The 25,240-nt window shown below is 42.3% G+C and carries 26 protein-coding genes; 21 read left to right on the forward strand and 5 right to left on the reverse strand.

Annotation, left to right across the window (positions count from 1 at the left end):
- Positions 1–272 precede the first annotated feature (272 nt).
- The 8 genes from argC to HCJ66_RS07575 all read left to right on the forward strand — a co-directional run bounded on the left by argC (position 273) and on the right by HCJ66_RS07575 (position 7,106).
- Positions 273–1,301, forward strand: coding sequence for an N-acetyl-gamma-glutamyl-phosphate reductase (argC, locus tag HCJ66_RS07540; protein WP_187132571.1), 1,029 nt, complete (start codon positions 273–275; stop codon positions 1,299–1,301).
- A 46-nt stretch (positions 1,302–1,347) separates the two neighbouring features.
- Positions 1,348–2,544: a bifunctional glutamate N-acetyltransferase/amino-acid acetyltransferase ArgJ gene (argJ, locus tag HCJ66_RS07545; RefSeq protein WP_425489631.1), complete on the forward strand. Its 1,197-nt coding sequence runs from the start codon at positions 1,348–1,350 to the stop codon at positions 2,542–2,544.
- A 16-nt stretch (positions 2,545–2,560) separates the two neighbouring features.
- The gene (gene argB, locus HCJ66_RS07550) at positions 2,561–3,313 is read left to right on the forward strand and encodes an acetylglutamate kinase (protein ID WP_187132573.1); all 753 of its coding nucleotides are present in this window, start codon (positions 2,561–2,563) and stop codon (positions 3,311–3,313) included.
- On the forward strand, positions 3,310–4,458 hold the full coding sequence (argD, locus tag HCJ66_RS07555) for an acetylornithine transaminase (protein WP_187132574.1): 1,149 nt from the start codon (positions 3,310–3,312) through the stop codon (positions 4,456–4,458). The genes argB and argD overlap by 4 nt, the downstream gene beginning before the upstream one ends.
- Entirely contained in the window at positions 4,458–5,396 is a 939-nt protein-coding gene (gene argF, locus HCJ66_RS07560; protein WP_187132575.1) for an ornithine carbamoyltransferase, read from the forward strand. The genes argD and argF overlap by 1 nt, the downstream gene beginning before the upstream one ends.
- Positions 5,397–5,888: 492 nt before the next feature.
- Complete coding sequence (locus HCJ66_RS07565) at positions 5,889–6,317, forward strand: dUTP diphosphatase (protein ID WP_187132576.1); 429 nt, start codon at positions 5,889–5,891, stop codon at positions 6,315–6,317.
- Positions 6,314–6,661 carry an arsenic metallochaperone ArsD family protein gene (locus tag HCJ66_RS15980; RefSeq protein ID WP_222717440.1) on the forward strand — a complete coding sequence of 116 codons (348 nt, stop codon included), beginning with the start codon at positions 6,314–6,316 and terminating at the stop codon, positions 6,659–6,661. The genes HCJ66_RS07565 and HCJ66_RS15980 overlap by 4 nt, the downstream gene beginning before the upstream one ends.
- Before the next feature lie 103 nt (positions 6,662–6,764).
- A complete protein-coding gene (locus tag HCJ66_RS07575) occupies positions 6,765–7,106 on the forward strand; it encodes a homing endonuclease associated repeat-containing protein (protein ID WP_187132578.1) in 342 nt (113 codons plus the stop codon).
- Between the two features lie 106 nt (positions 7,107–7,212).
- Here HCJ66_RS07575 and HCJ66_RS07580 read toward each other — a convergent pair whose 3' ends face one another.
- Positions 7,213–8,013: an NAD kinase gene (locus HCJ66_RS07580; protein WP_181675353.1), complete on the reverse strand. Its 801-nt coding sequence runs from the start codon at positions 8,011–8,013 to the stop codon at positions 7,213–7,215.
- Between the two features lie 162 nt (positions 8,014–8,175).
- Here HCJ66_RS07580 and sppA point away from each other — a divergent pair, with 162 nt between their 5' ends.
- The 4 genes from sppA to tpx are packed head-to-tail and all read left to right on the forward strand — an operon-like array spanning position 8,176 to position 11,179.
- Positions 8,176–9,198 (forward strand): signal peptide peptidase SppA, encoded by a 1,023-nt coding sequence (sppA, locus tag HCJ66_RS07585; protein WP_187132579.1) that lies wholly within the window; start codon positions 8,176–8,178, stop codon positions 9,196–9,198.
- Between the two features lie 13 nt (positions 9,199–9,211).
- Entirely contained in the window at positions 9,212–9,730 is a 519-nt protein-coding gene (locus tag HCJ66_RS07590) for an RDD family protein (RefSeq protein WP_246438605.1), read from the forward strand.
- Between the two features lie 58 nt (positions 9,731–9,788).
- On the forward strand, positions 9,789–10,646 hold the full coding sequence (locus HCJ66_RS07595) for a phosphotransferase (protein WP_187132581.1): 858 nt from the start codon (positions 9,789–9,791) through the stop codon (positions 10,644–10,646).
- 32 nt (positions 10,647–10,678) lie between these two features.
- Positions 10,679–11,179 carry a thiol peroxidase gene (gene tpx, locus HCJ66_RS07600; RefSeq protein WP_187132582.1) on the forward strand — a complete coding sequence of 167 codons (501 nt, stop codon included), beginning with the start codon at positions 10,679–10,681 and terminating at the stop codon, positions 11,177–11,179.
- A 52-nt stretch (positions 11,180–11,231) separates the two neighbouring features.
- Here tpx and HCJ66_RS07605 read toward each other — a convergent pair whose 3' ends face one another.
- Entirely contained in the window at positions 11,232–13,541 is a 2,310-nt protein-coding gene (locus tag HCJ66_RS07605) for a glycoside hydrolase family 65 protein (RefSeq protein ID WP_187132583.1), read from the reverse strand.
- Positions 13,542–13,715: 174 nt separating this feature from the next.
- On the opposite strand from HCJ66_RS07605, the gene HCJ66_RS07610 reads away from it, so the two are divergent.
- Complete coding sequence (locus tag HCJ66_RS07610; protein WP_187132584.1) at positions 13,716–14,474, forward strand: DUF1189 family protein; 759 nt, start codon at positions 13,716–13,718, stop codon at positions 14,472–14,474.
- 20 nt (positions 14,475–14,494) lie between these two features.
- Here the strand turns inward: HCJ66_RS07610 and HCJ66_RS07615 are convergent, their stop codons facing one another.
- Complete coding sequence (locus tag HCJ66_RS07615; RefSeq protein ID WP_187132585.1) at positions 14,495–15,508, reverse strand: LacI family DNA-binding transcriptional regulator; 1,014 nt, start codon at positions 15,506–15,508, stop codon at positions 14,495–14,497.
- A gap of 182 nt (positions 15,509–15,690) precedes the next feature.
- Between HCJ66_RS07615 and HCJ66_RS07620 the strand changes: the two genes are divergently transcribed.
- From HCJ66_RS07620 to HCJ66_RS07645, 6 genes are all read left to right on the forward strand, one after another.
- On the forward strand, positions 15,691–16,959 hold the full coding sequence (locus HCJ66_RS07620; protein ID WP_187132586.1) for an ABC transporter substrate-binding protein: 1,269 nt from the start codon (positions 15,691–15,693) through the stop codon (positions 16,957–16,959).
- 387 nt (positions 16,960–17,346) lie between these two features.
- Complete coding sequence (locus HCJ66_RS07625) at positions 17,347–18,270, forward strand: carbohydrate ABC transporter permease (protein ID WP_187132587.1); 924 nt, start codon at positions 17,347–17,349, stop codon at positions 18,268–18,270.
- Complete coding sequence (locus tag HCJ66_RS07630; protein ID WP_181675363.1) at positions 18,267–19,091, forward strand: carbohydrate ABC transporter permease; 825 nt, start codon at positions 18,267–18,269, stop codon at positions 19,089–19,091. The genes HCJ66_RS07625 and HCJ66_RS07630 overlap by 4 nt, the downstream gene beginning before the upstream one ends.
- Positions 19,092–19,325: 234 nt before the next feature.
- Positions 19,326–20,318, forward strand: a complete 993-nt coding sequence (locus tag HCJ66_RS07635) for a class I SAM-dependent methyltransferase (RefSeq protein WP_343068977.1) — start codon at positions 19,326–19,328, stop codon at positions 20,316–20,318.
- Positions 20,319–20,342: 24 nt separating this feature from the next.
- Positions 20,343–21,536: an acetate kinase gene (locus HCJ66_RS07640; protein WP_187132588.1), complete on the forward strand. Its 1,194-nt coding sequence runs from the start codon at positions 20,343–20,345 to the stop codon at positions 21,534–21,536.
- A 157-nt stretch (positions 21,537–21,693) separates the two neighbouring features.
- On the forward strand, positions 21,694–22,359 hold the full coding sequence (locus HCJ66_RS07645) for a GTP pyrophosphokinase (RefSeq protein ID WP_187132589.1): 666 nt from the start codon (positions 21,694–21,696) through the stop codon (positions 22,357–22,359).
- A gap of 49 nt (positions 22,360–22,408) precedes the next feature.
- Here HCJ66_RS07645 and HCJ66_RS07650 read toward each other — a convergent pair whose 3' ends face one another.
- Entirely contained in the window at positions 22,409–22,867 is a 459-nt protein-coding gene (locus HCJ66_RS07650) for a universal stress protein (RefSeq protein ID WP_036066705.1), read from the reverse strand.
- A gap of 347 nt (positions 22,868–23,214) precedes the next feature.
- Here HCJ66_RS07650 and ald point away from each other — a divergent pair, with 347 nt between their 5' ends.
- Positions 23,215–24,330, forward strand: a complete 1,116-nt coding sequence (ald, locus tag HCJ66_RS07655) for an alanine dehydrogenase (RefSeq protein WP_187132590.1) — start codon at positions 23,215–23,217, stop codon at positions 24,328–24,330.
- A gap of 39 nt (positions 24,331–24,369) precedes the next feature.
- Here the strand turns inward: ald and HCJ66_RS07660 are convergent, their stop codons facing one another.
- Positions 24,370–24,726, reverse strand: a complete 357-nt coding sequence (locus HCJ66_RS07660) for an iron-sulfur cluster biosynthesis family protein (protein WP_187132591.1) — start codon at positions 24,724–24,726, stop codon at positions 24,370–24,372.
- A 126-nt stretch (positions 24,727–24,852) separates the two neighbouring features.
- On the opposite strand from HCJ66_RS07660, the gene fosX reads away from it, so the two are divergent.
- Positions 24,853–25,236: a FosX/FosE/FosI family fosfomycin resistance hydrolase gene (fosX, locus tag HCJ66_RS07665; RefSeq protein ID WP_187132592.1), complete on the forward strand. Its 384-nt coding sequence runs from the start codon at positions 24,853–24,855 to the stop codon at positions 25,234–25,236.
- Positions 25,237–25,240: the final 4 nt, after the last annotated feature.

Raw genomic sequence — 25,240 nt, forward strand, 5'->3', positions numbered from 1 at the left:
TAAATATGGTATTTTTGTTCCAAGTCATATTATTTCTTTTTGTTTTTTAGCCTGTCTACTTGACAGGGAGCAGTTCAGAAGGCCGCTCTGAGGGGTAGTCTTTTTTTTTTGTGTTCAGGAATGTATGTAAATCAGTGATGCATAAAAATGATGATAATATACATAAAAAACGTATAAATAAGCTTAATTATTTATAAAAAACCATTTGACATTATAAATATACAAGTTTATAATAAGCTTTATCATAAAAAAATAAGAAGGGTGGGAAAATCATGAAAGTTTCAATTATTGGTGCAACAGGTTATGGAGGGCTCGAATTACTTCGATTGTTGCATCAGCATCCGCAAGTCGAGGTTGTATCTTTGCATAGTTTTTCCGCCCAGACGGATGATATATCGCGATTTTATCCGCATTTACATACGGTTTACCATCATGAGCTCGCCGAAATTGACGCGGTCAAAATTGCAGAGGAGAGTGAAGCAGTTTTTTTAGCAACGCCGAGTGGGGTCGCGAAGGAGGCTGTGCAGCCGTTTATCGATGTTGGGATGAAGGTCATTGATTTATCTGGGGATTTCAGGTTGACAAAGGAAAAATATGAGAAGTGGTACAACAAGGACGCTGCGCCAGATGCTTACTTGGATCAGGCGGAATATGGCTTGGCGGAATGGCGGGAAAACGTGGATACGACATTTATTTCGAACCCTGGTTGTTACGCGACGGCGACATTGCTTGGGTTAGCGCCGCTTGTGATGCATGGCAAGGTGGAGGCTGATTCGATTATTGTGGATGCGAAATCGGGTATTTCTGGGGCGGGCAAGACGCCGAGTGCGAATACACACTTTCCGGAGACGAACGAGAACATGACGCTATATCGGATGAATCAGCATCAGCATATTCCAGAGATTATCCGGCAGTTGCGAGTGTGGGACGCGGGGATTGATGCGATTACGTTTTCGACATCGCTTATCCCAGTGACGCGAGGCATTTTTGCAACGATTTATGTGAAGGCGAAAGGTGCGACGTCGACGGATGAATTGCTTTCGTTATACCGAGAAAGCTATGACGGGAAGCCATTTGTGCGTATTCAGGATAAGGATGTTTATCCGACGCTTAAACAGGTGACGGCTTCGAATTTTTGCGATATTGGGCTTTGTTATAATGAACGAACGAATATGATTACGATTGTTGTGGTGATCGATAATTTGGTCAAAGGGGCCGCGGGACAAGCGATTCAGAATTTGAATTTGATGGCTGGGTTTGATGAGACGGCTGGGCTTGATTTTATACCGGTTTATCCGTGATTTAGGGGGAAGTACGATGGAAAAGTTATTGGAAAAAGAGGACTGGATAACGGTTGAAAATGGCACGATTGCAACGCCGCTTGGGTTTTACGCGGATGGGAAGCATTGTGGATTAAAGCGCAAAAAGAAGGATATAGGGATTATTTTTTCAGAGGTTCCGGCTGAATCTGCGGCGGTTTATACGATGAATCAAATGCAAGCTGCGCCAATTTTTATAACAAAGGATAGTTTGGCGGCAGACCAGACATTGCAGGCGATTGTGGTCAATAGTGGCGTGGCGAATGCGTGCACTGGGAAGCGGGGGCTGGATGATGGCTTTGCGATGCGGGCGATTACCGCGAAGCATTTAGGAATCGCTGAAACAGACGTAGCTGTTGCGTCCACGGGCGTTATTGGCGACTATTTACCGATGGAAAAAGTGGAAGCTGGAATCGTGTCATTGAGCGCGAAATCAGGTACGAGTGGCGATTTTCATGAGGCGATTTTAACGACGGATACAGTGCAAAAAGAGCTGACATTGCAAGCTGAAATTGGCGGGAAAATGATCACGATTTCAGGCGTGGCCAAGGGTTCGGGAATGATTCATCCAAATATGGCGACGATGCTTTCGTTTATTACGACAGATGCTGCAGTTCCAGCTAAACTATTGCAAAAATTGCTAAAACAAAAAGTAGATCAAACGTTCAATCAAATAACGGTGGATGGTGACACATCAACGAATGACATGGTTGTCGTGATGGCTAATGGCTGTGCGGGAAATACCGCTTTTTCAGAAGGTACATCAGAATTTGCAAGATTCACAAAAATGTTTTACGCTGTTTGCCAACATTTAGCGAAAAGCATTGCGAGAGACGGCGAAGGTGCGACGAAACTCATTGAAGCGCAAGTTAAAGGCGCGACGTCAAAAGAAGACGCGAGAATGATTGCTAAGCAGATTGTATCGTCAAGTCTTGTGAAAACCGCTATGTTCGGTGAGGATGCGAATTGGGGCCGGATTATTTGCGCGATTGGCTACAGCGGCGGTCGTTTTTCACCGGATAATATCACGATTAGGATTGGCGAAACGGCGATTTTAGAAAATAGTGAGACAGCAGATTACAATCCGGATGTACTGGCCAATTATTTGCAAAAGGAAAACATATGTATCGAAGTGAATTTGCATAGTGGTTTGGAAGAAGGAACCGCGTGGGGATGCGATTTAAGCTATGATTATGTCAAAATAAATGCGTGCTACCGGACGTGAAAAAGGGGTGAATGAGATGAGTGGGATTATTGTTGTGAAAATAGGTGGCGTCGCGGGAAGTCATCTTCATGAGAGTTTTTTCAATCAAATAAAAACGTGGCAGGCGGATGGCAAAAAAGTCGTCTTGGTTCATGGTGGTGGCGTTCAGATCAGCAAAATGATGGAGGCGTTGCAGATTCCAGTTGAAACGAAGGCTGGTTTGCGTATCACGACGAAAGAGACGCTCGCGGTGACGAAAATGGTCTTAATCGGGCAAGTGCAACCAGAAATCGTTACAGCGCTCGAGCAGCAGCAAATATCAGCGGTTGGCTTACATGCAGGCGACGCGGGCTTGATGCAAGCGGAGCAATTAACGGACGGCGAGCTCGGTTTTGTCGGGGAAATTACACATGTTAAGACCGACTTGATAGAGAGTCTAATCGCACAACAAATCGTGCCGGTGATTGCGCCACTTGGTTTAGCGATGTCGACGCAGTGGTTAAATGTTAATGCGGATTTGGCAGCGTGCGCGGTGGCGGCAGCGCTCCAAGCCGAGGAATTAATTTTGCTAACAGATGTGGCGGGGGTTTTGGACGCGGGGCAAGTGATGACGCATATTGATACTGCCGAACTGGATGCATTAGTCGCGACAAAAATCATCACGGGTGGCATGATTCCAAAGCTTGAAAGTGCGAAAAATGCAGTCGCACAAGGCGTTGGACAAGTGATTATTACGAATGAAATTACGACTAAAGGGACGATAATAAGCGAAGGGGTGAAGATAGGATGAGTGATTTATTTCCAACATACGCTAAATTTCCGATCGAGATTGTAGAAGGAAAAGGGACGGTTGTAAAGGATGCGAATGGGAAAGCGTATCTTGACTTCACCTCGGGCATTGCGGTTTGCAACTTGGGGCATTGCCACGAAACTGTTCTAGCCGCTGTACAGAAGCAACTCGAGCAAATTTGGCACACATCGAATCTTTTTGAGAGCAGTATTCAAGAACAAGTTGCGACAAAATTAACGGCGGACGAGGATCGTGTTGTCTTTTTCTGCAATAGTGGCGCTGAGGCAAATGAAGCTGCGTTAAAGCTCGCGAAAAAACATACGGGTTGTGATGAGATTATCACGTTTCAACAATCGTTTCACGGTCGAACCATTGCGACAATGACGGCGACAGGACAAGGAAAAATTCATGATGGTTTCGGTGCGTTACTTCCAGGTTTTACATACTTACCATACAATGATTTGGAAGCATTGAAGAACACCATTTCGGCAAAAACAGCGGCGGTCATGCTGGAAGTTATTCAAGGCGAAGGCGGCGTATTACCAGCGACAAAAGCGTTTTTAGTTGGTGTTTCTGAGCTATGCGAAAAACATGGCGCGCTACTCATTATCGACGAAGTTCAAACTGGTATGGGGCGCACAGGAAAACGTTTCGCTTTTGAACATGCAGGCATCGAACCAGATATTTTCACATTAGCAAAAGGGCTCGGAAATGGTTTGCCTGTTGGGGCAATGGTTGGTAAATCAGAGCTTGCTGCAACATTTGGACCGGGTGTTCACGGTTCGACTTTTGGCGGTAATAAGATCGCGATGGCAGCGGCGGATGTGGTTATTGATATTATTTTTGAGGAAGTATTTCTCGCCGATGTGGTCGAAAAAGGCGCCTATTTTCAAGCGTTACTTACTGAAAAATTAGCGGGGAACACCGTTGAGATTCGCGGTGAAGGTTTGATGATTGGAATCGAGTTAGAATCAGAGGCGGGAGTAGTAGTTAAAGCATTGCAAGAGCTAGGTTTACTTACATTGACAGCGGGGCCGAATGTGTTGCGTCTTTTACCACCATTAACGGTGACAAAAGAGGAATTGGAATGCGCGGCGAATTTGATTGAATCCGTGGTTATAAAACAGGAAGTAGGGATGAAATAATGGTATATCAAACAGAAACGACTAAAGGGAAAGATATGTTGAGTTTATTGGAATGGAGCAATGAAGAAATTGCAGAATTAGTGCAATTGGCGCTTGCGATTAAGACAAATCCAGCGCACTATAGCCATACGTTGAGTGGGCAGATTTTAGGGATGATTTTTGATAAGTCATCGACGCGGACAAGGGTTTCTTTTGAGGCGGGGATTTTACAATTAGGTGGGCAGGCGATTGTGATGTCTTCGAAGGAACTGCAAATCGGGCGAGGCGAGCCGATTAAGGACACAGCGCACGTGTTGAGTGAATATATAAACGCCGTGATGATCCGGACGTTTAGCCACGAAGGTGTGGAGGAACTTGCCGAACACGCGTCAATTCCAATTATTAATGGCTTGACAGACCTGCATCATCCGTGCCAAGCATTAGCCGATTTATTAACGATTTTTGAAGTGAAAAATACATTTGAAGATGTAAAACTCGCGTATATCGGGGATGGGAATAATGTGTGTCATTCGCTATTACTAGCTGCTGCAATGGTTGGTTTAGATATCTCATGCGCGATGCCGGCGGGTTATGAGCCAGATGAGGCTGTTTTAAATAAAGCCTTGGAAATCGCCGCTAAAACCGGTTCGACAATCGAGATCACGACAGATCCCGTTCTTGCTGTTTCTGATGCTGATTTTGTGTACACAGATGTGTGGACGAGCATGGGTCAAGAGGAGGAGAATGCGAAACGTCTGGCGGATTTCGAAGGATATGCTGTGACGAGTGAACTAGTATCGCACGCCAAACCGGACTACCATTTCTTACATTGTTTGCCGGCACATCGCGAAGAAGAGGTGGCCACGGCTGTCATCGATGGTAAACAGTCGCTCGTATATCAACAAGCGGGAAATAGACTCCATGCGCAGAAAGCTTTGCTAGTAATGATATTAGGTTAAGAACGAGAACCCACTGTATGATTGATTATCCGTCTGCATTGGGTTTTTGCCTTTTGTTTGACAGTGCTCACATCGAGGCGTAAAATGGAAATGAATGGAGATATAATTATGTCTTCTGATTTTTTTAAATTTTAAAAACACAAAGGGAGGAGAGAGGATAAATGGAGCGTGTTATAACAATTTTCAAACGCTTCCAAATAGACACAAACTACTCTACCGTTCTGGATGAAATTGGAAACGTCGAATTCAAAGTACAAGACGACAGAATCCCTAGATTTATTCATACGGTTAATACGGAAACAGATTGTCAGGCAACCCTTAGCCCATGCGCAGAGTACGTGGAGATAATAAGATCTTAAATTATGCAAAAAATAATCTTGAAAAGGAGGTTGTCTTTTTCAAGATTATTTTTTTGCACAATTATACTTTTATTAGAGACGTTATCATGATAGGATTAAGCGAATGGCAAATTAAATTTTTGGAGGGCTTTCAATGGAAATAAAAGTAAAATACGCGCCTAATCAAGAGGCAAGACTAAATAAAATAGAGCAAGGTGACTGGATTGATTTGTATGCGAACGAAGAAGTCCGTTTGGTTGCTGGCGATTATAAGCTAATCGATCTTGGCGTGGCGATGGAACTACCTAAAGGACACGAAGCCCATGTTGTGCCACGTTCTAGTACATATAAGCATTTCGGGATTATCCAATCAAATAGTATGGGAGTCATCGATGAGAGCTATTGTGGCGAGAATGATTTCTGGAAGTTTCCGGCGATTGCGATGCGAGATACGCTTATTGAAAAAGGTGATCGGATTTGTCAGTTTAGAATTATGGCGAAAATGCCAGAGGTTCAAATCACCGAAGTTACCACGCTAGGCAACACAGATCGAGGTGGATTTGGATCAACTGGTAAAAAATGATGCAGACCTATAAACGAAAAATCGAGATTAGCTACTATTGCTTAGAAGATAATAGGAATTTAGAACTTGAAATTTTTAAGTGCATACACAACGACTCGCGCAAAAATGCACATGCTGAATTTACAGGGGAAGAAATAATGACTCACCTGTATATAAAATCAGAATCCGAACGACCGTTTTTACAAAACAGGCTTGTGTGCGCAGAACTTGAAGAAAATGGTGAAAAGATTTTGCCTATCGTAACGGTTAATGATATGGTTGTTAGACGAGGAGGCTTTCTCAGCCCGGATGAATTAGGAGATTATTTGGGAATTGGGATAAGTATACAGGTAGATGGAGATTAAAAAGGATAGAATTTTGCGGAATGTGGAGCTATTTAGTGACTGAAAAGTAATCATATGGTACAATAATCCTTGTTAATACTTTAATAGTGAAAGGTTGATTACATTGGCGGCAAAACGATATACGGATGAATATTTGATAGATGAAGTAAAGCGCATTACAAAAGTACTCGGCAGACCTCCAATTGGTGCGGCATCTGAGTTTCCAGGCGTTGGCGCTGCGACAAAAAGTTTCGGTTCATGGGAACAGTTTTTAAGTGCAGCAGATTTGACGTTAGTTGCTTCTGAGGGGGAAGGCGAAGATATTAAAGAACGATACATTAAAGAAGCTAATGAGATTATTCGAATTCTCGGTAGAACGCCAAAAATGAATGACTTTGACGATTATCGCATTGTTAAGTATTATTTCGGTAGTTGGCAAGCATTTAAGGATAGTTGGGGAGAATAATTGGAGAGGCTCTGTTCTGGAAATTCAGAATGGTGCCTTTTTCGTTACATAAAAATAAGCTTGTCCGTATACGCCAGACGTGGCAATACAGACAAACTTCATCTTTTTACAAGAAGTTACGCTTCACTTTATCCCAGAATGAATTATTATGCAGCTTGATAATATTCACAAAACGATCGCCAACTTCAAGCTTAATTTCATCCACATGTTGGATGCTAAGCGCTTCGGAATCCATGCCCATAATTGGGAAATCATTCACGCCATTCGCCCGCATATCTAGGCGTAATTTACGTTTCGGACTTAAAATAAACGAGGAGCCGAGCGTACGGAAACGGTTATTATTAATCGAAGCGAGCTCACTCACTTGCATCGATGGTAATAATGGATCCACAATCGAGCCGTTGATTGATTTATTGTAAGCCGTACTTCCGGTTGGCGTCGAAATAACCATGCCGTCACCGCGGAACGTTTCAAACAGGCTGTCATTGATATACACATCGATTTGTAGCGTACGAATAATCGATGAGCGGATATTGAACTCATTTAATACATAAAAAGCCTTCGAATCATTAACCGTGCCGTAAATCGTTGGGTAACGGCGAACAAGCCAGCGATCTTCTGCGGCAGCCTTAATAATTTCATCGATTTGGTGTACGTGAAAATCGCAATATTGGCCAAGTTGTTCTGTTAATGCGATACCTGCATATAGACAATCGGAACGGAAACCAGTTTCGCGCACGGATTTCAAGAATGCGCCGTCTCCACCAATACTAATAATCGCTGTTGCAGCTTCGAAATCATCTGTCACTTCAAAACCGTATTCTTTCGTTACTTTTTTCAGTTCATCCGCATGTTTTTGTAATTCTTCTGTTTTACGATACGAAAAGTAAAAAATTGTTTCAGCCATACTAAAACCTCCAGAGTTCTTAGTTAATTCAATCTCCACCTCATTATAACACGAATGCTCACTACTAATCTTGTAAAAAATAAGAATTTTTCAAGTTTCGCTGTAAAAAGTAGCTGTTTTCCGTTATGATAGTTCTATGGTAATAAAAAAGGGGGAAATAATGTGAATGCAAAAAGATGGATTGCGATCGGGATTGTCGCGGCTTTATTAGTAGTGAGCGGGATTACGAAGATCACAAGTACGCTATTAGCCACTGATGACGAGTATGAAATGTCTTGGGTGGACTCGTTGATGGCGGAGGATACAGGCTTGACGGAGATGGTGTTAGAAGAAGGGAATATAGATAAGCGGATTGCCGTGCTTCATATCGATGGCGCGATTCAGGATACTGGTTCTAGTGACTCACTTCTGGGTGGTAGTGAAGGCTACAGTCATTCGGATTTCATGGATTTTCTTGAAGATATCCGCGAAGACGATTCGATAGCTGGTGTTCTTCTAAACGTGAATTCACCAGGTGGTGGCGTTGTGGAGTCCGCACAAATTCGCGATAAAATTTTACAAATTAAGAAAGAGAAAACGTTGCCAGTCTATGTTTCATTTGGTAGCATGGCGGCATCTGGTGGTTATTACGTTTCCGCGCCAGCCGATAAGATCTACGCGAGTCCTGAAACGCTGACAGGTTCGATTGGTGTTATTATGCAAGGATATGATTTTAGCGAGCTGATGAAGAAAGTCGGAATTTCCGATAATACGATTAAAAGTGGAGAATTCAAGGATATTATGAGTTCGTCACGCCCAATGACAGCAGAAGAAAAAGCGATTATGCAGTCGATGATTGATGATTCTTACGCCCAATTCGTGAAAGTTGTCGCGGAAGGTCGTCACATGACCGAAGCCGAGGTTCGCAAAATTGCAGATGGCCGGATTTACGATGGTCGGCAAGCGAAGGCAAATGGTTTAATTGATGCGTTCGGATATCAAGAAGATGCCCTCAACGCTTTGAAAAAAGAGCAAGATTTGAAAGGTGCAGAAGTGTTTGAATACGATACAAGCGGTGGTGATTTAGCGTCGATATTCTCTACATCTGTCAGCCAAATCGTTGGTCAAAAAAGCGAGGCACACCAAGCGTTGCAGTTGATGAACATGATGGAAGCTCCGCGTTTGATGTATTTGTATGGAAAATAAAGGAGGAGTTCAAATGGAACAGGAAACGTTGCAACATACGGAGCGTCCAGTGTTTAAATATGAGCCTCCAAATGATGAAAAAAACGGTTTTCCCTCGCAATATTATGCTGGATTCTGGATTCGTTTTATGGCGTATATGATCGATTTGCTTGTGACGACGGCGATATCAGGGATTTTGATTAGCCCGGTTTTCCGGTTAGCTGATTGGAACATGGATGGTTCCTTTTTCGCGATTTACGGAGCGCTTTTGACACTTGTTTTTCTGGCCTATTTTATCGTGATGACGAAATTTTGGGGCCAAACGCTTGGAAAAATGATTTTCGGAATTCGCGTCGTATCGCTGAAAACAGAGAAGTTAACATGGGGAACGGTGCTGTTTCGCGAAGGCGCGTTACGCTTTGTCACGTCGGTTGTGTGGATTTTGTACCTTGTCTGTGCATTCACGCCGAAAAAGCAAGGAATTGCGGATTTGCTGGAGAGTACAGCGGTTGTACATGAAGGGTATTTGGCGTTAGATAAAGATAGGAAATAAGATGTGATGAGAATCTACAGGTTACGCTTGTAGGTTCTTTTTCGAAAGGAGTAAAAGGATGGAAATGCAAGTTGCAATAGAGGAATTAGTAGAAAAAGGTGTGTTTATTTCACAAATAGAAAGCTGGGATTTTTTAAGTGGGGGAACATCTAGTCAGGTAGCGAAGGTTTGCTGCGAGGGCGACTGGGAGTATGTCGTGAAGATCAATGATAGTTGTGTTATACGAGCAGAAGCAAGGTTTTTATGTATTTATGGGGGGCTTTCTATTTTGCCAAGCCCTGTTTATGAAGCAGATGAATATGTCGTATATCCATTTTTAGAAGGCGAGACCTCGGGAATACGGCCAGAAAAGAGACAAATGTTGCAGGAATTAGTTGTAGGACTTATCAATCATTACCGTATGGCAACGCGTGGGAGTGGCTGGTACTCTGATGTTCATTGGCTCCGTTTTTTACAAAAAGAAACAATGGGGGCGAGATTAATTATTGGTCATAACTTATCCGAGGAAGATGCGCTACTGATCGTACGAATTGTTCAAAAGCAACCGATAGAGCCAGCGATGTTATTGCATGGGGATTGCGGTGTTCATAATTTTCTATTTCAGGATCAACATTTAAGCGCTGTCATAGACCCTATTCCAGTAGATGGTCCGCCAACATACGATCTGATTTTTGCTTTTTTCTCATCACCAGAAGATTTGACAGAGAAGACGCTTACCTATGCATTACAATTTTTAAAAACACCGATACCAGGAGACTTTTACGGCTCGGTTTTGATTGGGTTGTATATCCGAATCGCGCGTTGTTTATTGCATCATCCGGCTGATTTGGAACAGTATTTAGAAGCTTGGGAATACTGGAAATTGTGTTATTATAGGCAAAAAAATAGTACATTGCTGGACTCTTCGGTAGAATAGAAGGCGTAGAAGAAATCTAAGGAGGAATTCAAATGGCAGAAGTTACATTTAAAGGGAATCCGATGACATTGATTGGAGAAGAAGTAAAAGTTGGTGACATGGCGCCTGATTTCACTGTGCTGAATCAAGGTCTGGAACCAGTCAGATTAGGTGATTATGATGGTAAAGTGAAAATAATCAGTGTGATCCCGTCGATTGATACAGGTGTATGCTCTCAACAAACACGCAAGTTCAATGAGGACGCCTCTGGTTTAGAAAATACGGCTATACTGACCATTTCAGTGGATTTACCTTTCGCACAAAAGAAATGGTGTGCTGCTGAAGGACTTCCGAATGTCATTACTCTTTCTGATCATCGCGATCTTTCGTTTGGTGAAGCATATGGCGTTGTGATGGAGGAATTACGTTTGCTAGCTCGCTCTGTGTTCGTGGTGGACAGCAATAACAAAGTCGTTCATGCAGAATATGTTGGTGAAGGAACGGATCACCCAGATTACGAAACGGCGATTGCGAAGGCAAAAGAAGCTAAATAATAGATAAGAGCTTGTTCAAATGTCGAAATTGGCATCTTGAACAAGCTCTATTTTAATTTGTGGTGAATGTTGCGTTGCCTAAAATACTTATTGCAGTGCCATTTAGCGTTAAAACCACAGTATTGTTAGATGTATTTGTAATGGCGACAGCTTCTTGAGTAACCTTAATTTCTAAACGTGAGCCTTGCCAGTAAATTGGAAATTGCAATGTTGTCCATTTTTCTGGAAGGTGAGGGTGGAGATATAATTTCCCGTCAAGCATACGAACACCGCCAAAACCGTTCACTACGACTTGCCAAATACCACCAATGGATGCGGCGTGAATACCGGCGTCGCTTGATTTCATATTGGGACCAAGATCAATCCGACTTGCTTTTTCAAACATTGAGTAGGCGAGGTCTTTATCACCTAAATCAGATGCTAAAATACTATGTGTAGCTCGACTTAACGATGAATCGTGCAGTGTTTTAGGCTCATAGTAATCCCAATTAGCTTGCTTCACTTCAGGTGAAAACTCATTTTCAAGAAGGTATAGGAGAATCATGACGTCGGCTTGTTTGGTAATCTGCATGTCGTTTACTTGGTCTAGGTTGTAGTCTAGGAATAAAGCGCCAACTTGGGAGGCTTCTTTATAAGGCGCTAGATCAATGATTTTTTTCGATAGGTAGGTGTCGTCTTGCGGAATGACCAGTTCTGTGTTCGGTTGCGGTAGATAAAGTTTTGCTGCTTTTTCTTTCCATTTTTGATAGTTGTTTGGAAGATCCCATTTAGCAGAAAGTGAGGCTAGTAATTCGGGATTTCCTTTTTGTAACAAATCATGGTAATGAATAGCTTTTTTTAGATTCCAATGGGCCATGTAATTTGTGAAAGCATTATTATCCACGTGTTCTTTATATTCGTCAGGGCCGACTACGCCAGTTATTTCATATCGATTTCCTTTTTCTTCAAGCCGTGATTGCCAGAAAACAGCGGTTGCAAATAGGAGCTCGTAGCCGTGTTTTTCCATGAAGTCTTGGTCGCCTGTAAATTGGTAATATTGCCAAACAGCGAATGCGATGTCTGCTGTGATGTGTTGTTCGATGAAGCCAGACCAGATTTTTGTAGGTTCGCCTGTAATGATATCAGCTGCCCCCCAAACTGGCGTCACTTCTCCATCTTCAAGCCAAGCGGATTCCCACGGGAACATAGCGCCTTCGTAATTGTTATCGATTGCCTTTCGGACTGCACCAGGAATCGATAGGGAGCGATATTCTAGGAGCTGGCGAGCAATTTTAGGGTTGGAGGTTGTGAAAAATGGCAATACGAAAATTTCGGTATCCCAAAAAGCGTGACCTTTATATCCTTCACCAGAAAGCCCTTTGGCGCCGATGTTCATGCGGTTATCATGCGCGGGCGTCATACCGGTCAGATGATAAATCGCGAATCTAATAGCCAACTGATCAAAATCAACACCCTCGATTTGAATCGGATATTGCTCCCAAACTTGGCTTTTCCAAGCGTTGCGGTGTGCTTGGAATAAAGTATCGTAATCGGAGGTGGCTGTAAAATTCGCAAGTGCTGTATCGACATCGACCCAATCTTTATCGCGACTTGTGTACACGCCAGATACTTTCTCGATCGTAACGGTTTCGTTCTTCTTAATTTTCTCTGGTTCAAATGCTATGAAAATTTTGCGACGATCCATGAAAATCGTGTTTTTTGGTGTAAAGTTTGTATTTTCTTTTTTGAAGGCATGGCGGGAAAAATGAACAAAATCGATGTTGGATTCTGTTGTATGCGCCTCTAGTTTCATGATTTTTTGGTTGTACAATCGCAAAACCCCTTCTTTAAAATGTTGCGTGCCAGTATTAGTCATTTGGCCGTTTATGCCAGAACGAAGCGTCAAGGTGAGATCGCTAGAAAGTGGCGTAATCGCAACTTTTTGGGCGATGATGTGTTTATTATCTAGGGACACAAAGCGGGTGAAAATAAGCTTGTATTCTGATCCAGATGGGGAGCGCCAATGGATATGACGTGATAGTTCCGCATCTTTAAGGTTTAGTGTACGATCAAAATCTAGAATGTCGCCATCTGTTAATTGGAACATGTCTCCGTTTAGAGTGAAGATCATTTCGGTCATATCTGCAGCGTTTGGTAGTTCGGTGACTTCTTTATCGCCAAGAAATTTATTGAAGGTTCCAGCAACAAAATTACCGCGTACTTCGTGGGCATAACGTTCTTCGGTTGCAGAACGTAAGCCCATATAGCCGTTTCCTAAACTAAAAACGGCTTCGACTTTGCCAAGTGCCTCTGGTTGAAAGTGTGTTTCTGTTATCCGCCAATTCTTTGATTCTGATGTACCTCTATCGTATTTTAATGACATATTCGTATCCTTTCGTATTGCAAAATAGTAAATGAATAGAGAACGCTTTCTTTAGTTTCACATTTTATACGAAACGTTTCGGTAAGTCAAATATAACTTTTATATTGATTTAATTTATGCAATGGTTTAATATGATTTTTAATGATAAATAACGTTTTGGATGTGAGTAGATAAATGGGGATAATTGAGCAATTTCAGCAGAGTTTATTTTTTCAGTGGAAAGAGATTGGGAAGTGGAAGGCGCAGAGTATTTGGAAATCATTTTTTTATTTGTTATGTTTGGTGTTGCTATCATCCCTGATTTTGAGTTTTTCTAGCTTTTCGAAGACGTCGAAATTGGATTATGAGGGTTTATTAACGGAAATGCAACCGTTTAATTTGTCCGAGCAGGGGCTTGATTATGAGGGGGAGCCACTGATTGTGCCCGTTCCAGTTTTTGATGTGACAATTACGATTGGAGATGTAACGCAACGGGCGTCGACGGATTATGTGATTGCGTTGCAGCAAGATGGATTTAAATTTGGAAAAAATGGCTTGATGTCGACGAATAGTACGGCGTATCGTGATTTGCCGATTTGGGGAAGTGCGCAGGAATATACGAATGTGGATGTATTGAAATTGTTGCAGGAAAATGAATCACAGTTGAAACAGTTAGCTTTTTTTTATCAATATGTGAAGGCGTTTTTACAGGTGCTGATTAGCGTGGTATTCATTTCGATTATTGCATGGGTGTCGTTGCCATTTGGACGCAGTGCATCGGTTAGCTACAGGCGACTTTGGATGTTCGGCGCTTACGGCATGACACTACCGCTAGCAATAAAAACAATTTTAAAATTAACGGGATTTTTTATTCCATATTTCGGCATGATATACTGGTTTTCGATTATTATTTTTGTGTTTTTAACGGTGAATACAATAAAGAGGAGCGCCTAAATTTAGGCGCTCCTCTTTATTTATATTCTAGGGCCGCTTGATTCGCGGACAATTAATTCGTTGTGCAAAATTTGGTGATGCTCTGTAGAGGTTTGGTTAATGATTTCTAAAACGAGTATCGCCGCGGCTTTTCCTAGTTCGAATGGGTTTTGCGCAACGGTGCTAAGGGGTGGACTTACGTAGCGAGTGAGCAAAATGTTATCGAATCCGATGATGGAAAGCTCTCTGGGAATCTGGATTTGGAGTTCGCGAGCGGCTTTTAGAACGCCCAATGCCATGATGTCACTGGCGCAGAATATCGCGGAAACGTTTTGTGTGGTTAGTAAAAAATTAAGCGCAGTCTGATACGCTTTTTCTTCTTCAAAATCGCCGTAACAAAGCAGTTTTTCATTATAGTCGATACCGATTTCAGATAGGGCATCTTGGTATGCTTTGAAGCGAATGCCACTCACGTATGCCTGTTTGTGCCCATTCATGAAGGCGATTTTTCGGTGTCCGAGGCGTGACAAATATTTGATAGCCGTTTTTACACTATCCTCTTGATCGGAAGTGACATAACCAGTCGAATCGTTTTCAATCGGAATATCTATCAGCACGGTCGGCAGTTGGCTTGCAACGGCTTCTGTTAGGTATGGATCGTCCTTTTTTAAGCCCTGAATCACAACGCCATCAAGGTTTCGTTCGCTTACGACTTGGCCGAATGTTTTGTTACGTTGCTTGGATGTTGTCGTGCTAATTAAGATCATTTCGTAGTCTATCGTTGCCACATGCTCACTTACACCACATAAAACATCGAATACAAAATTATCTTTCACGCTTTCTCTTTTTAGATCGCTTACTAGTAGGCCGATTGTTTTTGATTTCTTTGTAACGAGGCTCTGGGCAAGCATATTTGGGCTGTATTGTAACTTCTGTGCGGAAGCTCTAATAATAGCACGAGTTTCTTCGTTCACATCGCTGTAGCCATTGAGCGCGCGGGAGACAGTCGTTACCGAAAAACCGGTGTCTTTCGCAATATCTTTGATTGTTGCCAAAACGTTATACCTCCAATTCTAACTTCCTATTACCCCTATTTTAGTGGAATTAAGCTAAACTTACAACTCTAAACATCTATTTTTTAGAAAATAAGCACTTGACATCCGAAACGTTTTGGAATAGAATAACGTTAAATGAATACGCTTTCTTTAAAATTAGATAAAAAGAGGAGAGAATGGTTATGAAAAAAGTTTTGAAAACGTTTATGGTTTTAGGCGCAGTTTGTACATTATTGTTCACTGTTGCTTGTGGAAATGGGACGAAAGACGAGGCGAAAGCTGGGGAGAAGACAGTGACATTAGGTGTTTGGAAAGGTACAGAAGCTGAAAAAACAACAAGAAAGAAGCTCATTGCTGATTTTGAAAAGGAATCTGGAATTAAGGTAAAGGAGAAAGTTTATAATGATTATGAAACGCAACTTCAGACGGATTTAGTTGGTGGAACAGCGCCAGACGTGTTTTATGTGGAGGCATATCTTGCGCCGAGTCTGATTGAAAAGAAGGTTTTAGCTCCACTGGATGATTATATTTCGAAAACGAAGGATTTTGATACAGAGGATTTTTATAAACCTGTTTATAATGCATTTACTGGTGACGATAAGGCGCAGTATGGTTTGCCGAAAGATTATTCTACACTTGGCATTTATTATAACGAGAAGATGTTTGCGGATGCTGGGATTGATCCGAATACGATTCCGACGACAGCAGATAAAATGGAGCCTTTCTTAGAGAGTTTAAAAGCGAAGTTGCCGAAAGATGTTGTTCCTAGTGCGTTCACGGCCGACCTTGCTCGTCAGATGTACATCGCGCAATCTTCTGGGGAAACTATTTTAGATAAAGATGGTTATTCTAATTTGGATGATCCAAAAATTACTGCGGCATTGCAACCGCTTGTTGATTGGTATCAAAAAGGATTGATTAAACGTCCGGCTGATTTAGGCCAAGACTGGTCGGGAGATTCGTTTGGAGCTGGTAAAGCGGCAATGATGGTTGAGGGGAACTGGGCCATTGCGCATTTAGAGCAGAATTTCCCAGATGTCAAATTTGGAACGAAAGAAGTACCGATGATTGATGGTAAAAAAGGGACGATGGTGTTTACTGTAAGTTATTCGATGAATGCGGCGGCAAAGGATAAGAATGCTGCTTGGGAATTGATGGAATATATGAGCGGGAAGACTGGGATGAAAACATGGGCAGAGGGCGCTTCGGTGTTGCCATCACGCCAGTCGGTAGCCAAAGAAATGAATATAGATGCAGATGCAATTTTGCAGCCATTTGTAGCTGGGGCGGAATACGCGACGGCATGGCAAGATGGTACGACACTTTCGATTGTTGCCGATCAATATAAAAACATGTTACCATCCGCGCTTAAAGGTGAGATGACACTGAAAGAAGCGATGACAAAAGCAACGGAAAGTGCGAATAATGATATAAAGACGCAGTTGAAATAGAGAAAAGCTGAAGAAGCCCTTTGCCCCGAAAAAATTTGTTAGGGGGCGCAGTGAAAGTCCTTTTTTGACTTTTGCGGAGGCCACGAAAATTTCGAGGAGCTGGCTTCTGAAGCTAGATCCGGAGGCGGGAAACATGATGCCACGCATGGTAGGACGGGATTGCCGATTCGGTGTCATAAGACCCACTGATGGATTGCCTGTTCACTACGTTCACATGCATATTGAGGGTCTCAAGTTTGTAAAGTATTTCTCGAGTTTTGTATTATTCATATTCGGTGTCATAAGACCCACTGATGGATTACCTGTTCACTACGTTCACATGCATATTGAGGGTCTAATTCAGCAAGGGATGCTTCATAAGACCCTCAACAAAAAGGAGCTTAAAAAATGAACTCAAACAAGCCTACACGCAAGGCGAAGGAGGCCGCGCAAGGTGTTTCTTTCATGTTACCAACAATCATCATCATGACAGTTTTTACTCTAATACCAATTATCTATGCTTTATTTTTATCTCTAAACAAAGTCAGCCTAGTCGGTGAGTCTAGTTATCAGTTTGTCGGTCTAAAAAATTACACCAACGCGTTCCAAGATGAACGTGTCTGGATTGCGCTTAAAAACACGGTGCGCTATGTCATTATCGTTGTGCCTTGCCAAACTATTTTGGCGTTGCTAATGGCGTCTTTACTTAATTCGGGGATTAAATTTCAAAATACATTCCGAACGATTTTCTTCTTACCAACATTGACATCGAGCTCGGCGTTAACAATGATATTCATGTTTTTATTCAGTTTAACTGGTCCTGTGAACAATATTTTAGTCGATTTTGGCATTCTTAGTGAACCGATTAATTTCATTAATGAAACACAATTTGCCCTAGGGACTATTATGGTTATGAATATTTGGTCGACTGTGCCGTTTTTCATGACGATTTATTTAGCTGGGTTACAGGATATTCCGAAAACGATGTACGAGGCAGCGCAAGTGGATGGTGCTAACGCTTGGAAACGCTTGACGCGGATTACGGTTCCGCAGATTGCTCCGATTACGAACTATGTCCTTTTGATGGGGATTATCGGCTGTTTTCAGCTTTTTGACCAAGCCTACATCATTTCGGGTGGGAGTGGTGGTCCGAATAACGCCACATTAACGCTTTCCCTCATTATCTATCAGTATGCGTTTAAATCGTTCGATACGATGGGATATGCTTCGGCTATCGCGATTTTGCTGACCATTATCATTTTCGTCGTGTCGATGCTCGCGAGAAAGCTGAATAAAGAGGATGTCAACGAAGATGGAGGTGAAGCATCATGAAAATGAAGCGTTTTTGGAAAATAATCACGTATACACTCTTGATTGGTTACGGTTTAGTAACGCTGTATCCATTCTTGTGGGCTGTTATGGCCTCGTTCAAACCGTATAGCGAGATCATCGGCGGTGGGCTTTCTTTACTGCCAAAAGCTCCAACTCTTGAGAATTTCAGCTACATTTTCACACGTGATCCGCTCTTTCCAAGATGGATTCTGAACTCATTTATCATCGCTATTTCAGGGACGATCTTGAACATTATTTTTAATAGTATGGCAGGATACGCGTTAGCACGGCTCAGTTTCCCTGGGAGGAAGCAGATTTTCTTGCTGATTTTAGCGGTCATCATGGTGCCGGCGCAGATTCTCTTAATTCCCAATTACTTAATCATGAAATCTATCGGCATTTTGGACACATATAACGCGTTGATTTTGCCAGGTGCGATTAATTTTGGGTATATATTCATGATGCGGCAGTTTTTCGTGAATTTCCCAAGGGAGGTGGAAGAGGCGGCGCAAATGGACGGGCTCAGCCGGACGCAGACATTTTTCCGCATTGTTTTCCCAATGGCTCAAGCGTCGATTGCCACGCAAGGCGTATTTGTGTTCCTCGGTTTGTGGAATGAATTTATGAAACCGTTACTCTACATCACATCACCAGAAAAATATACCTTGACACTTGGTTTACAGTCGTTTCAAACACAAAATGCGACTCAATGGAATTATATTATGGCGGCCTCAGTCGTCTCGATTATTCCGATTCTAATCCTATACATTGTTTTGAATAAGTACTTCATGAAGGGGGTACGCATCGGCGGGGATAAATAGTAAAAGTTTGACGGAGTGCTTCGGCGCTCTTTTTTTGTTGACTCTGTTATAGTAAATACACGCTTTAGTACTATAACAACAAACAAAACACTGGGAAAATTAACGAAAATAAAACGCTTGCTCATTTTGTTACAAATCTTGTTTTTTGATAGTGTAAAATGCTATCATCTTGACTGGAAATGCTGTATAATATTTAATTGGTGTTAGAATTGAAGGAATTCGAGGTGTTCACTTTTGACAAATGCAACAGTTGAGGAATTATTCCGCGTTCTTGATGATACAGCCATTATTATTCAGAATGAGCTCGAAATGAGTTATCTGGAGGCCGTTTATGAGACAGGAGAGAATTTATTTCAGAAAGAGGTACTTCAAAAGGATGAACTTTCTGCTGAGGCGGCACTGAATCTGGAAGAGCGGTATGGTTCTGTTCAGTTGGAGGAGTTTGCAAAAGAAGATATCCGTAAGAGTTATCAACTTGCACTCTTAAAAGGTATGAAGCACGGCATTCAAGTCAATCATCAAATGACGCCGGACTCGATTGGGTTTATTATGGGTTATTTGGTAGACAAGGCTTTTGCTGGTAAGAAACAAATCCGTTTGCTTGATCCTGCGTGCGGGACGGGTAACTTAATTGCAACGATTGTTAATCAATTGGAAGGCAAATTGGAGCTCGATGCTACTGGCGTTGATGTGGATGATTTGCTCATTTCGCTTGCTTACGTCGGTGCTGATTTGGAGCGCCAACCAATCCAACTTTTACATCAAGATGGTCTGGGCAACTTGCTTGTTGATCCAGTCGATGTTGTTGTGAGCGACTTGCCGGTTGGGTACTATCCAGATGATACGCGTGCGAAAGAGTTCGAGCTAAGCCGTGATGATGGTCATTCTTTTGCGCATTTCCTATTTATTGAACAAGGTATGCGATACACGAAAGCAGGAGGGTATTTATTTTTCCTGGTGCCAAGTGCGATGTTTGGAACGGAAGATTTTGCGAAAGTGGACAGGTTCATCAAAAAACATGGCCACATTCAAGGCATTCTGCAATTGCCAGAGACACTTTTTGCATCTGAGGGAGCTCGGAAAAGTATTTTGATATTGCAAAAAGGGGCAGATGATTTGCAGCCGCCAAAAGAAGTATTGCTCGCGAACCTGCCGAGTTTGACCGATCCAAGAGCGACGGCAAACGTATTGGCGAAAATTGAAGACTGGTTTAACGAAAACAAGTAGTGGAAGGGAATGGATGAAATAAACATGGAAAAAACAATTGCAATTAACGCTGGGAGCTCGTCACTAAAATTCCAACTATATGATATGCCATCAGAAACAGTTATTACAGCAGGGATTGTAGAGCGTATCGGTTTGAAAGATTCGATTTTTACAATTTCTGTTGGCGATGAAAAAATCAAAGAAGTAACGGACATTCCGGATCACGAAGTTGCGGTCCAAATGTTACTCGACAAATTAATCTCGCATAACATCATTCAATCATATGATGAAATCACAGGCGTTGGACATCGTGTTGTTCACGGCGGCGAAAAATTCACAGAATCAGTGTACATCACGGATCAAGTTATCACGGACATTGAGGCATTATCTGAACTTGCGCCCCTTCATAATCCAGCGAACGTTACGGGTATCCGCGCTTTCCGCAAAGTTTTACCTGATATCGTGGCTGTAGCCGTTTTTGATACTGCTTTCCATCAAACAATGCCACAATCAAGTTACCTTTACAGTTTGCCATACAGCTATTATAAAGATTATGGAATTCGTAAATATGGTTTTCATGGTACGAGTCATAAATACGTGACTGAACGTGCGTCTGACTTGCTTGGTCGTCCACAAGAAGAATTGCGTTTGATCACATGTCACTTAGGAAACGGTGCAAGTATTGCTGCCATCGAAGGCGGTAAATCAATGGATACATCGATGGGCTTCACGCCGCTTGCTGGTGTCTCAATGGGAACGCGTTCTGGTAATATCGATCCTGCGCTCGTGCCATTTATTATGGAGAAAACAGGGAAGTCAGCAGAACAAGTGCTGGACGTGTTGAACAAAGAATCAGGTATGCTCGGGGTATCGGGTATTTCAAGTGATCTTCGTGATTTAGAAAGCGAAGCCGCAAAAGGAAATGATCGCGCAGAACTAGCGCTTGACGTTTTTGTTGACGGTATTCATAAATACATCGGTTCGTATGCTGCTCGTATGAACGGTGTCGATGCGATTATCTTCACAGCCGGAATTGGCGAAAACAGTTCGTATATCCGCGAGCGCGTTCTTCGTGGCCTTGAATTCATGGGCGTGTACTGGGATCCAGCTTTAAACCAAGTTCGTGGCGTAGAAGCATTCCTTAATTACCCACATTCTCCAGTTAAAGTTATCATCATCCCGACAAATGAAGAATTGATGATTGCACGAGACGTGGAAGTTATTCGCGCACAAAGATAAATCATTTAGCAGAAAGTAGCCATCTTGAGTGAGAGATAGTTGCTTTCTGTTTTTTTTGATGAGATTTTGAAGAAATAGTCAGTTATAGTTAACTTTGTGGTTGGATTTTATGATATTATACAAGAGTGAATACAAAAATTGTAAAGGCGGCAATGATATGGATAGTGCTCTTTTAGAAGATTTTAAAGTATGGTTGGGGAATGATCCGAAATTAAACGAGGGGATGCAACATTTAGACGAATTTCGCAGTTTAATGACATGCTACCAATCGGTTATTAGAGAAGTACGCACGAAATTGGACATTTTAAATGACGAGATGGCTCTGAAGGAAGATCGAAATCCGATTCAGTTTATCACATCTAGAATTAAGAAACCTGTCAGTATTGGTACAAAACTAGCCAAAAAAGAGAAAGCGATTTCGGTGTGTAATATTCGAGAGACGCTAAACGATGTGGCGGGAATTCGCGTTATTTGTTCCTATACAGATGATATTTATTGGTTAGCAGAAATGTTGACAAAGCAAGATGATGTTTATTTGATCGACACGAAAGATTATATTAAAAATCCGAAAGCTAATGGTTATCGTAGCTTGCATCTCATACTTGAAGTCCCGATTTTCTTATCGGATCGTAAGGAGAGTTACCGGATTGAGGTTCAAATTCGTACAATTGCGATGGATTATTGGGCGAGCCTGGAACATTCATTGCGATACAAAAAAGAAGGTAGCGACGCGCAACTTGGCTTAGAACTCGAGAATTGTGCGCACGAAATAGCAGAAATCGAAGACCGGATGCGCGCGATTCGTGAAAAAATAGATAAATAAAAGAAGCGATTTCCCGTTCAAAATTGGGAAATCGCTTCTTTGTATTTTGTTAGTCTTTGTAAACGGGATCTTCATTTCTTACGACAAGTACGTCGCAAGGGGAGTGGCGGATGATGTACTCCGAAACACTACCGATAAGTAGGCGTTCTACTGCGTTTAGACCAGTCGCACCACACATGATAAGGTCGGCTTTAAAGGCTTTTGCAGCTTCTTTTGTGATGGCTGTTTTTGGTGAACCGTATTCGATATAGGTTTCGACGTTGGTAACACCTTGTTTTAATGCATCGTCTTTGTAACCATTCAATAATTCGTCTGCATATTCTGTGGCTTTGTCAGCCATGGAAGTGTCGTAGTTAGCGACGGATGAGAAGGCACGTGTATCAATAACGTGAACTAGTCCTAGTGACCCCTCATTTCTTTTGGCAACTTGAATTGCTTTCTGGAATGCGCTTTCTGCTTCTTTAGACCCGTCAACTGCTACTAAAACTCTACTGTATTGTTGTAACATACAAACTCCTCCTAGCCCAGCGTGTCGACAAATGCTTATCTTCGTCGTTAAAATCTGTGCGCCGGTGCTCACATACCTGAGTATGCTCCGCTCCAGTGCTCGACTTTGCCTAGAATCTAAGCATTTGTCGACACGCTGGGGTTTGGCGAGACTTTTGAGAAAACAGTTTTTGTGACACTTTGGAAAATCTTTTTATACTATTATTGTACCCTTTTTTTGCGAAAACAACCATTAAAAGCATTGCAAAATTTTTTAACCCTTATTTTTTTACAATTCGGGTCATATGTGTTATTCTTGTTTTGTAAGCGCATACTTATGGGCTAATTTACTTAAAAGGGGAGATTCATATGTTAATTGGAGTTCCAAAAGAAATTAAGAATAATGAAAATCGGGTAGCAATGACGCCGGCCAGTGTTTTATCTTATGTGCATTCAGGTCATAAAGTGCTAGTAGAAACAAATGCGGGTGTAGGTTCAGCTTTTCACGATGAGGATTACGTTGCAGCAGGTGCGACGATCGTAGAAACAGCGGCTGAGGCTTGGGCGGCGGATATGGTTGTGAAAGTAAAGGAACCGATTGCATCTGAATACGGCTATTTCCGCGAAGGATTGCTGTTATTCACATACTTACACTTAGCGAACGAACCAGAACTTGCCAAGGCGCTTACGGAAAATAAAGTGAACAGTATTGCCTATGAAACGGTGGAGCTGGATGATCGTACATTGCCGTTACTTAGTCCGATGAGTGAGGTCGCTGGTCGTATGGCAGCGCAGATTGGGACGCAATTTTTGCAAAGAAATAATGGCGGTCGCGGTATTTTACTTAGTGGTGTACCAGGCGTGGAACGTGGTGAAGTGGTGATTATCGGTGGCGGAATGGCAGGAACTAACGCTGCAAAGGTGGCGATTGGACTTGGCGCAAACGTGACGATTCTCGATTTGAACTTGCATCGTTTACGCGAGTTGGATGATATTTTTGGCAATCAAATTACGACGTTGATGAGTAATGCTTTTAATATTGAAACGGCTGTGAAAAAAGCAGATTTGGTTGTTGGTGCGGTGTTGATTCCGGGTGCGCGTGCTCCGAAACTTGTGAAAGAACCGCTTGTGAAGCAGATGAAACCAGGTGCGGTTATCGTGGATATTGCGATTGACCAAGGTGGCATTTTTGAAACGACGGATCGTGTGACGACGCATGATGATCCAACGTATGAAAAACATGGTGTTGTGCATTATGCCGTGGCGAATATGCCGGGTGCCGTGCCACGTACATCGACCATTGCGCTGACGAATGCGACACTACAATTCGGATTAACACTGGCGAATAAAGGGCTTGCTGATGCAGTTCTTGGGAATGTATCGCTGTATAAAGGTGTGAATACGATTGGCGGTTATGTGACATATAAAGCGGTTGCGGATGATTTGGGATATGAGTATAAAGCGGTTGAGGAAGCACTGGCTTAAGCAGATAAATAGGAAAACGAGCAGCGATCTCTGATGAGGTTACTGCTCGTTTTTCGGCGTATATACATAGTTATTATCAGCATCCATTAGCAGGAGATTACGATTATAAAATTGGCCGTCGCTTTTTAGAATGAGGGCGTTGGATTTGGAGTCGTAGTCGATTTTCAGTTGTTCTTCTAGGAAAACGGCTGTCCAGCGAGCAATTAAAATGGGACCGAGATTGGATGAAAATTCGATGTCTTCGGGCGTTGTTTCGGTGGTCAATTTTAATGTGAAAATTCCGCTGTTTTCGCATCCGCATCCTTCTGTTAAATAGTAGAGGTAGAGTTTTCCAGGAAGGTCTTGGCGGAGTGCATGGACGCGGGAAATGGCTGCTGGTGTGAATGTTAGGTTCATTTTTAGTTCACCTCGTTTTTATTTTTATTGTACGGCGATTCGTTGGAATTGGGAAATTTATTGCTCAACAGGGGGAATTTGTATAGTATAGAAGGTGAGGTGATTTTATTGGAAGGTTTGAGTCATATGACATTTATTGTAAAGGATTTGGAAAAGGCAACTGTGTTTTTTGAGCGGATTTTTGATGCGGAGGAGGTTTATTCGAGTGGAGATGATATATTTTCGTTATCGCGCGAGAAGTTTTTCTTAGTCGGGGATTTGTGGATTGCAATTATGGAAGGAGATAGTTTGCCGAGTAAGACATATAATCACACTGCATTTAAGATTGATGATGCAGATTATGAGGTGTATTTGGAGAGGATAGTGGCATTAGGCTTAGAGATAAAAGCGGGGCGTCCAAGGGTGGATGGTGAGGCGAGTTCGATTTATTTTTATGATTTTGATAATCATTTGTTTGAACTGCATACGGGGACACTTGGGGAGCGGTTGTGTAAATATAAAGAGAAGTAGTCCG

The organism is Paenilisteria portnoyi (assembly GCF_014322795.1).
GTDB lineage: Bacteria > Bacillota > Bacilli > Lactobacillales > Listeriaceae > Listeria_A > Listeria_A portnoyi.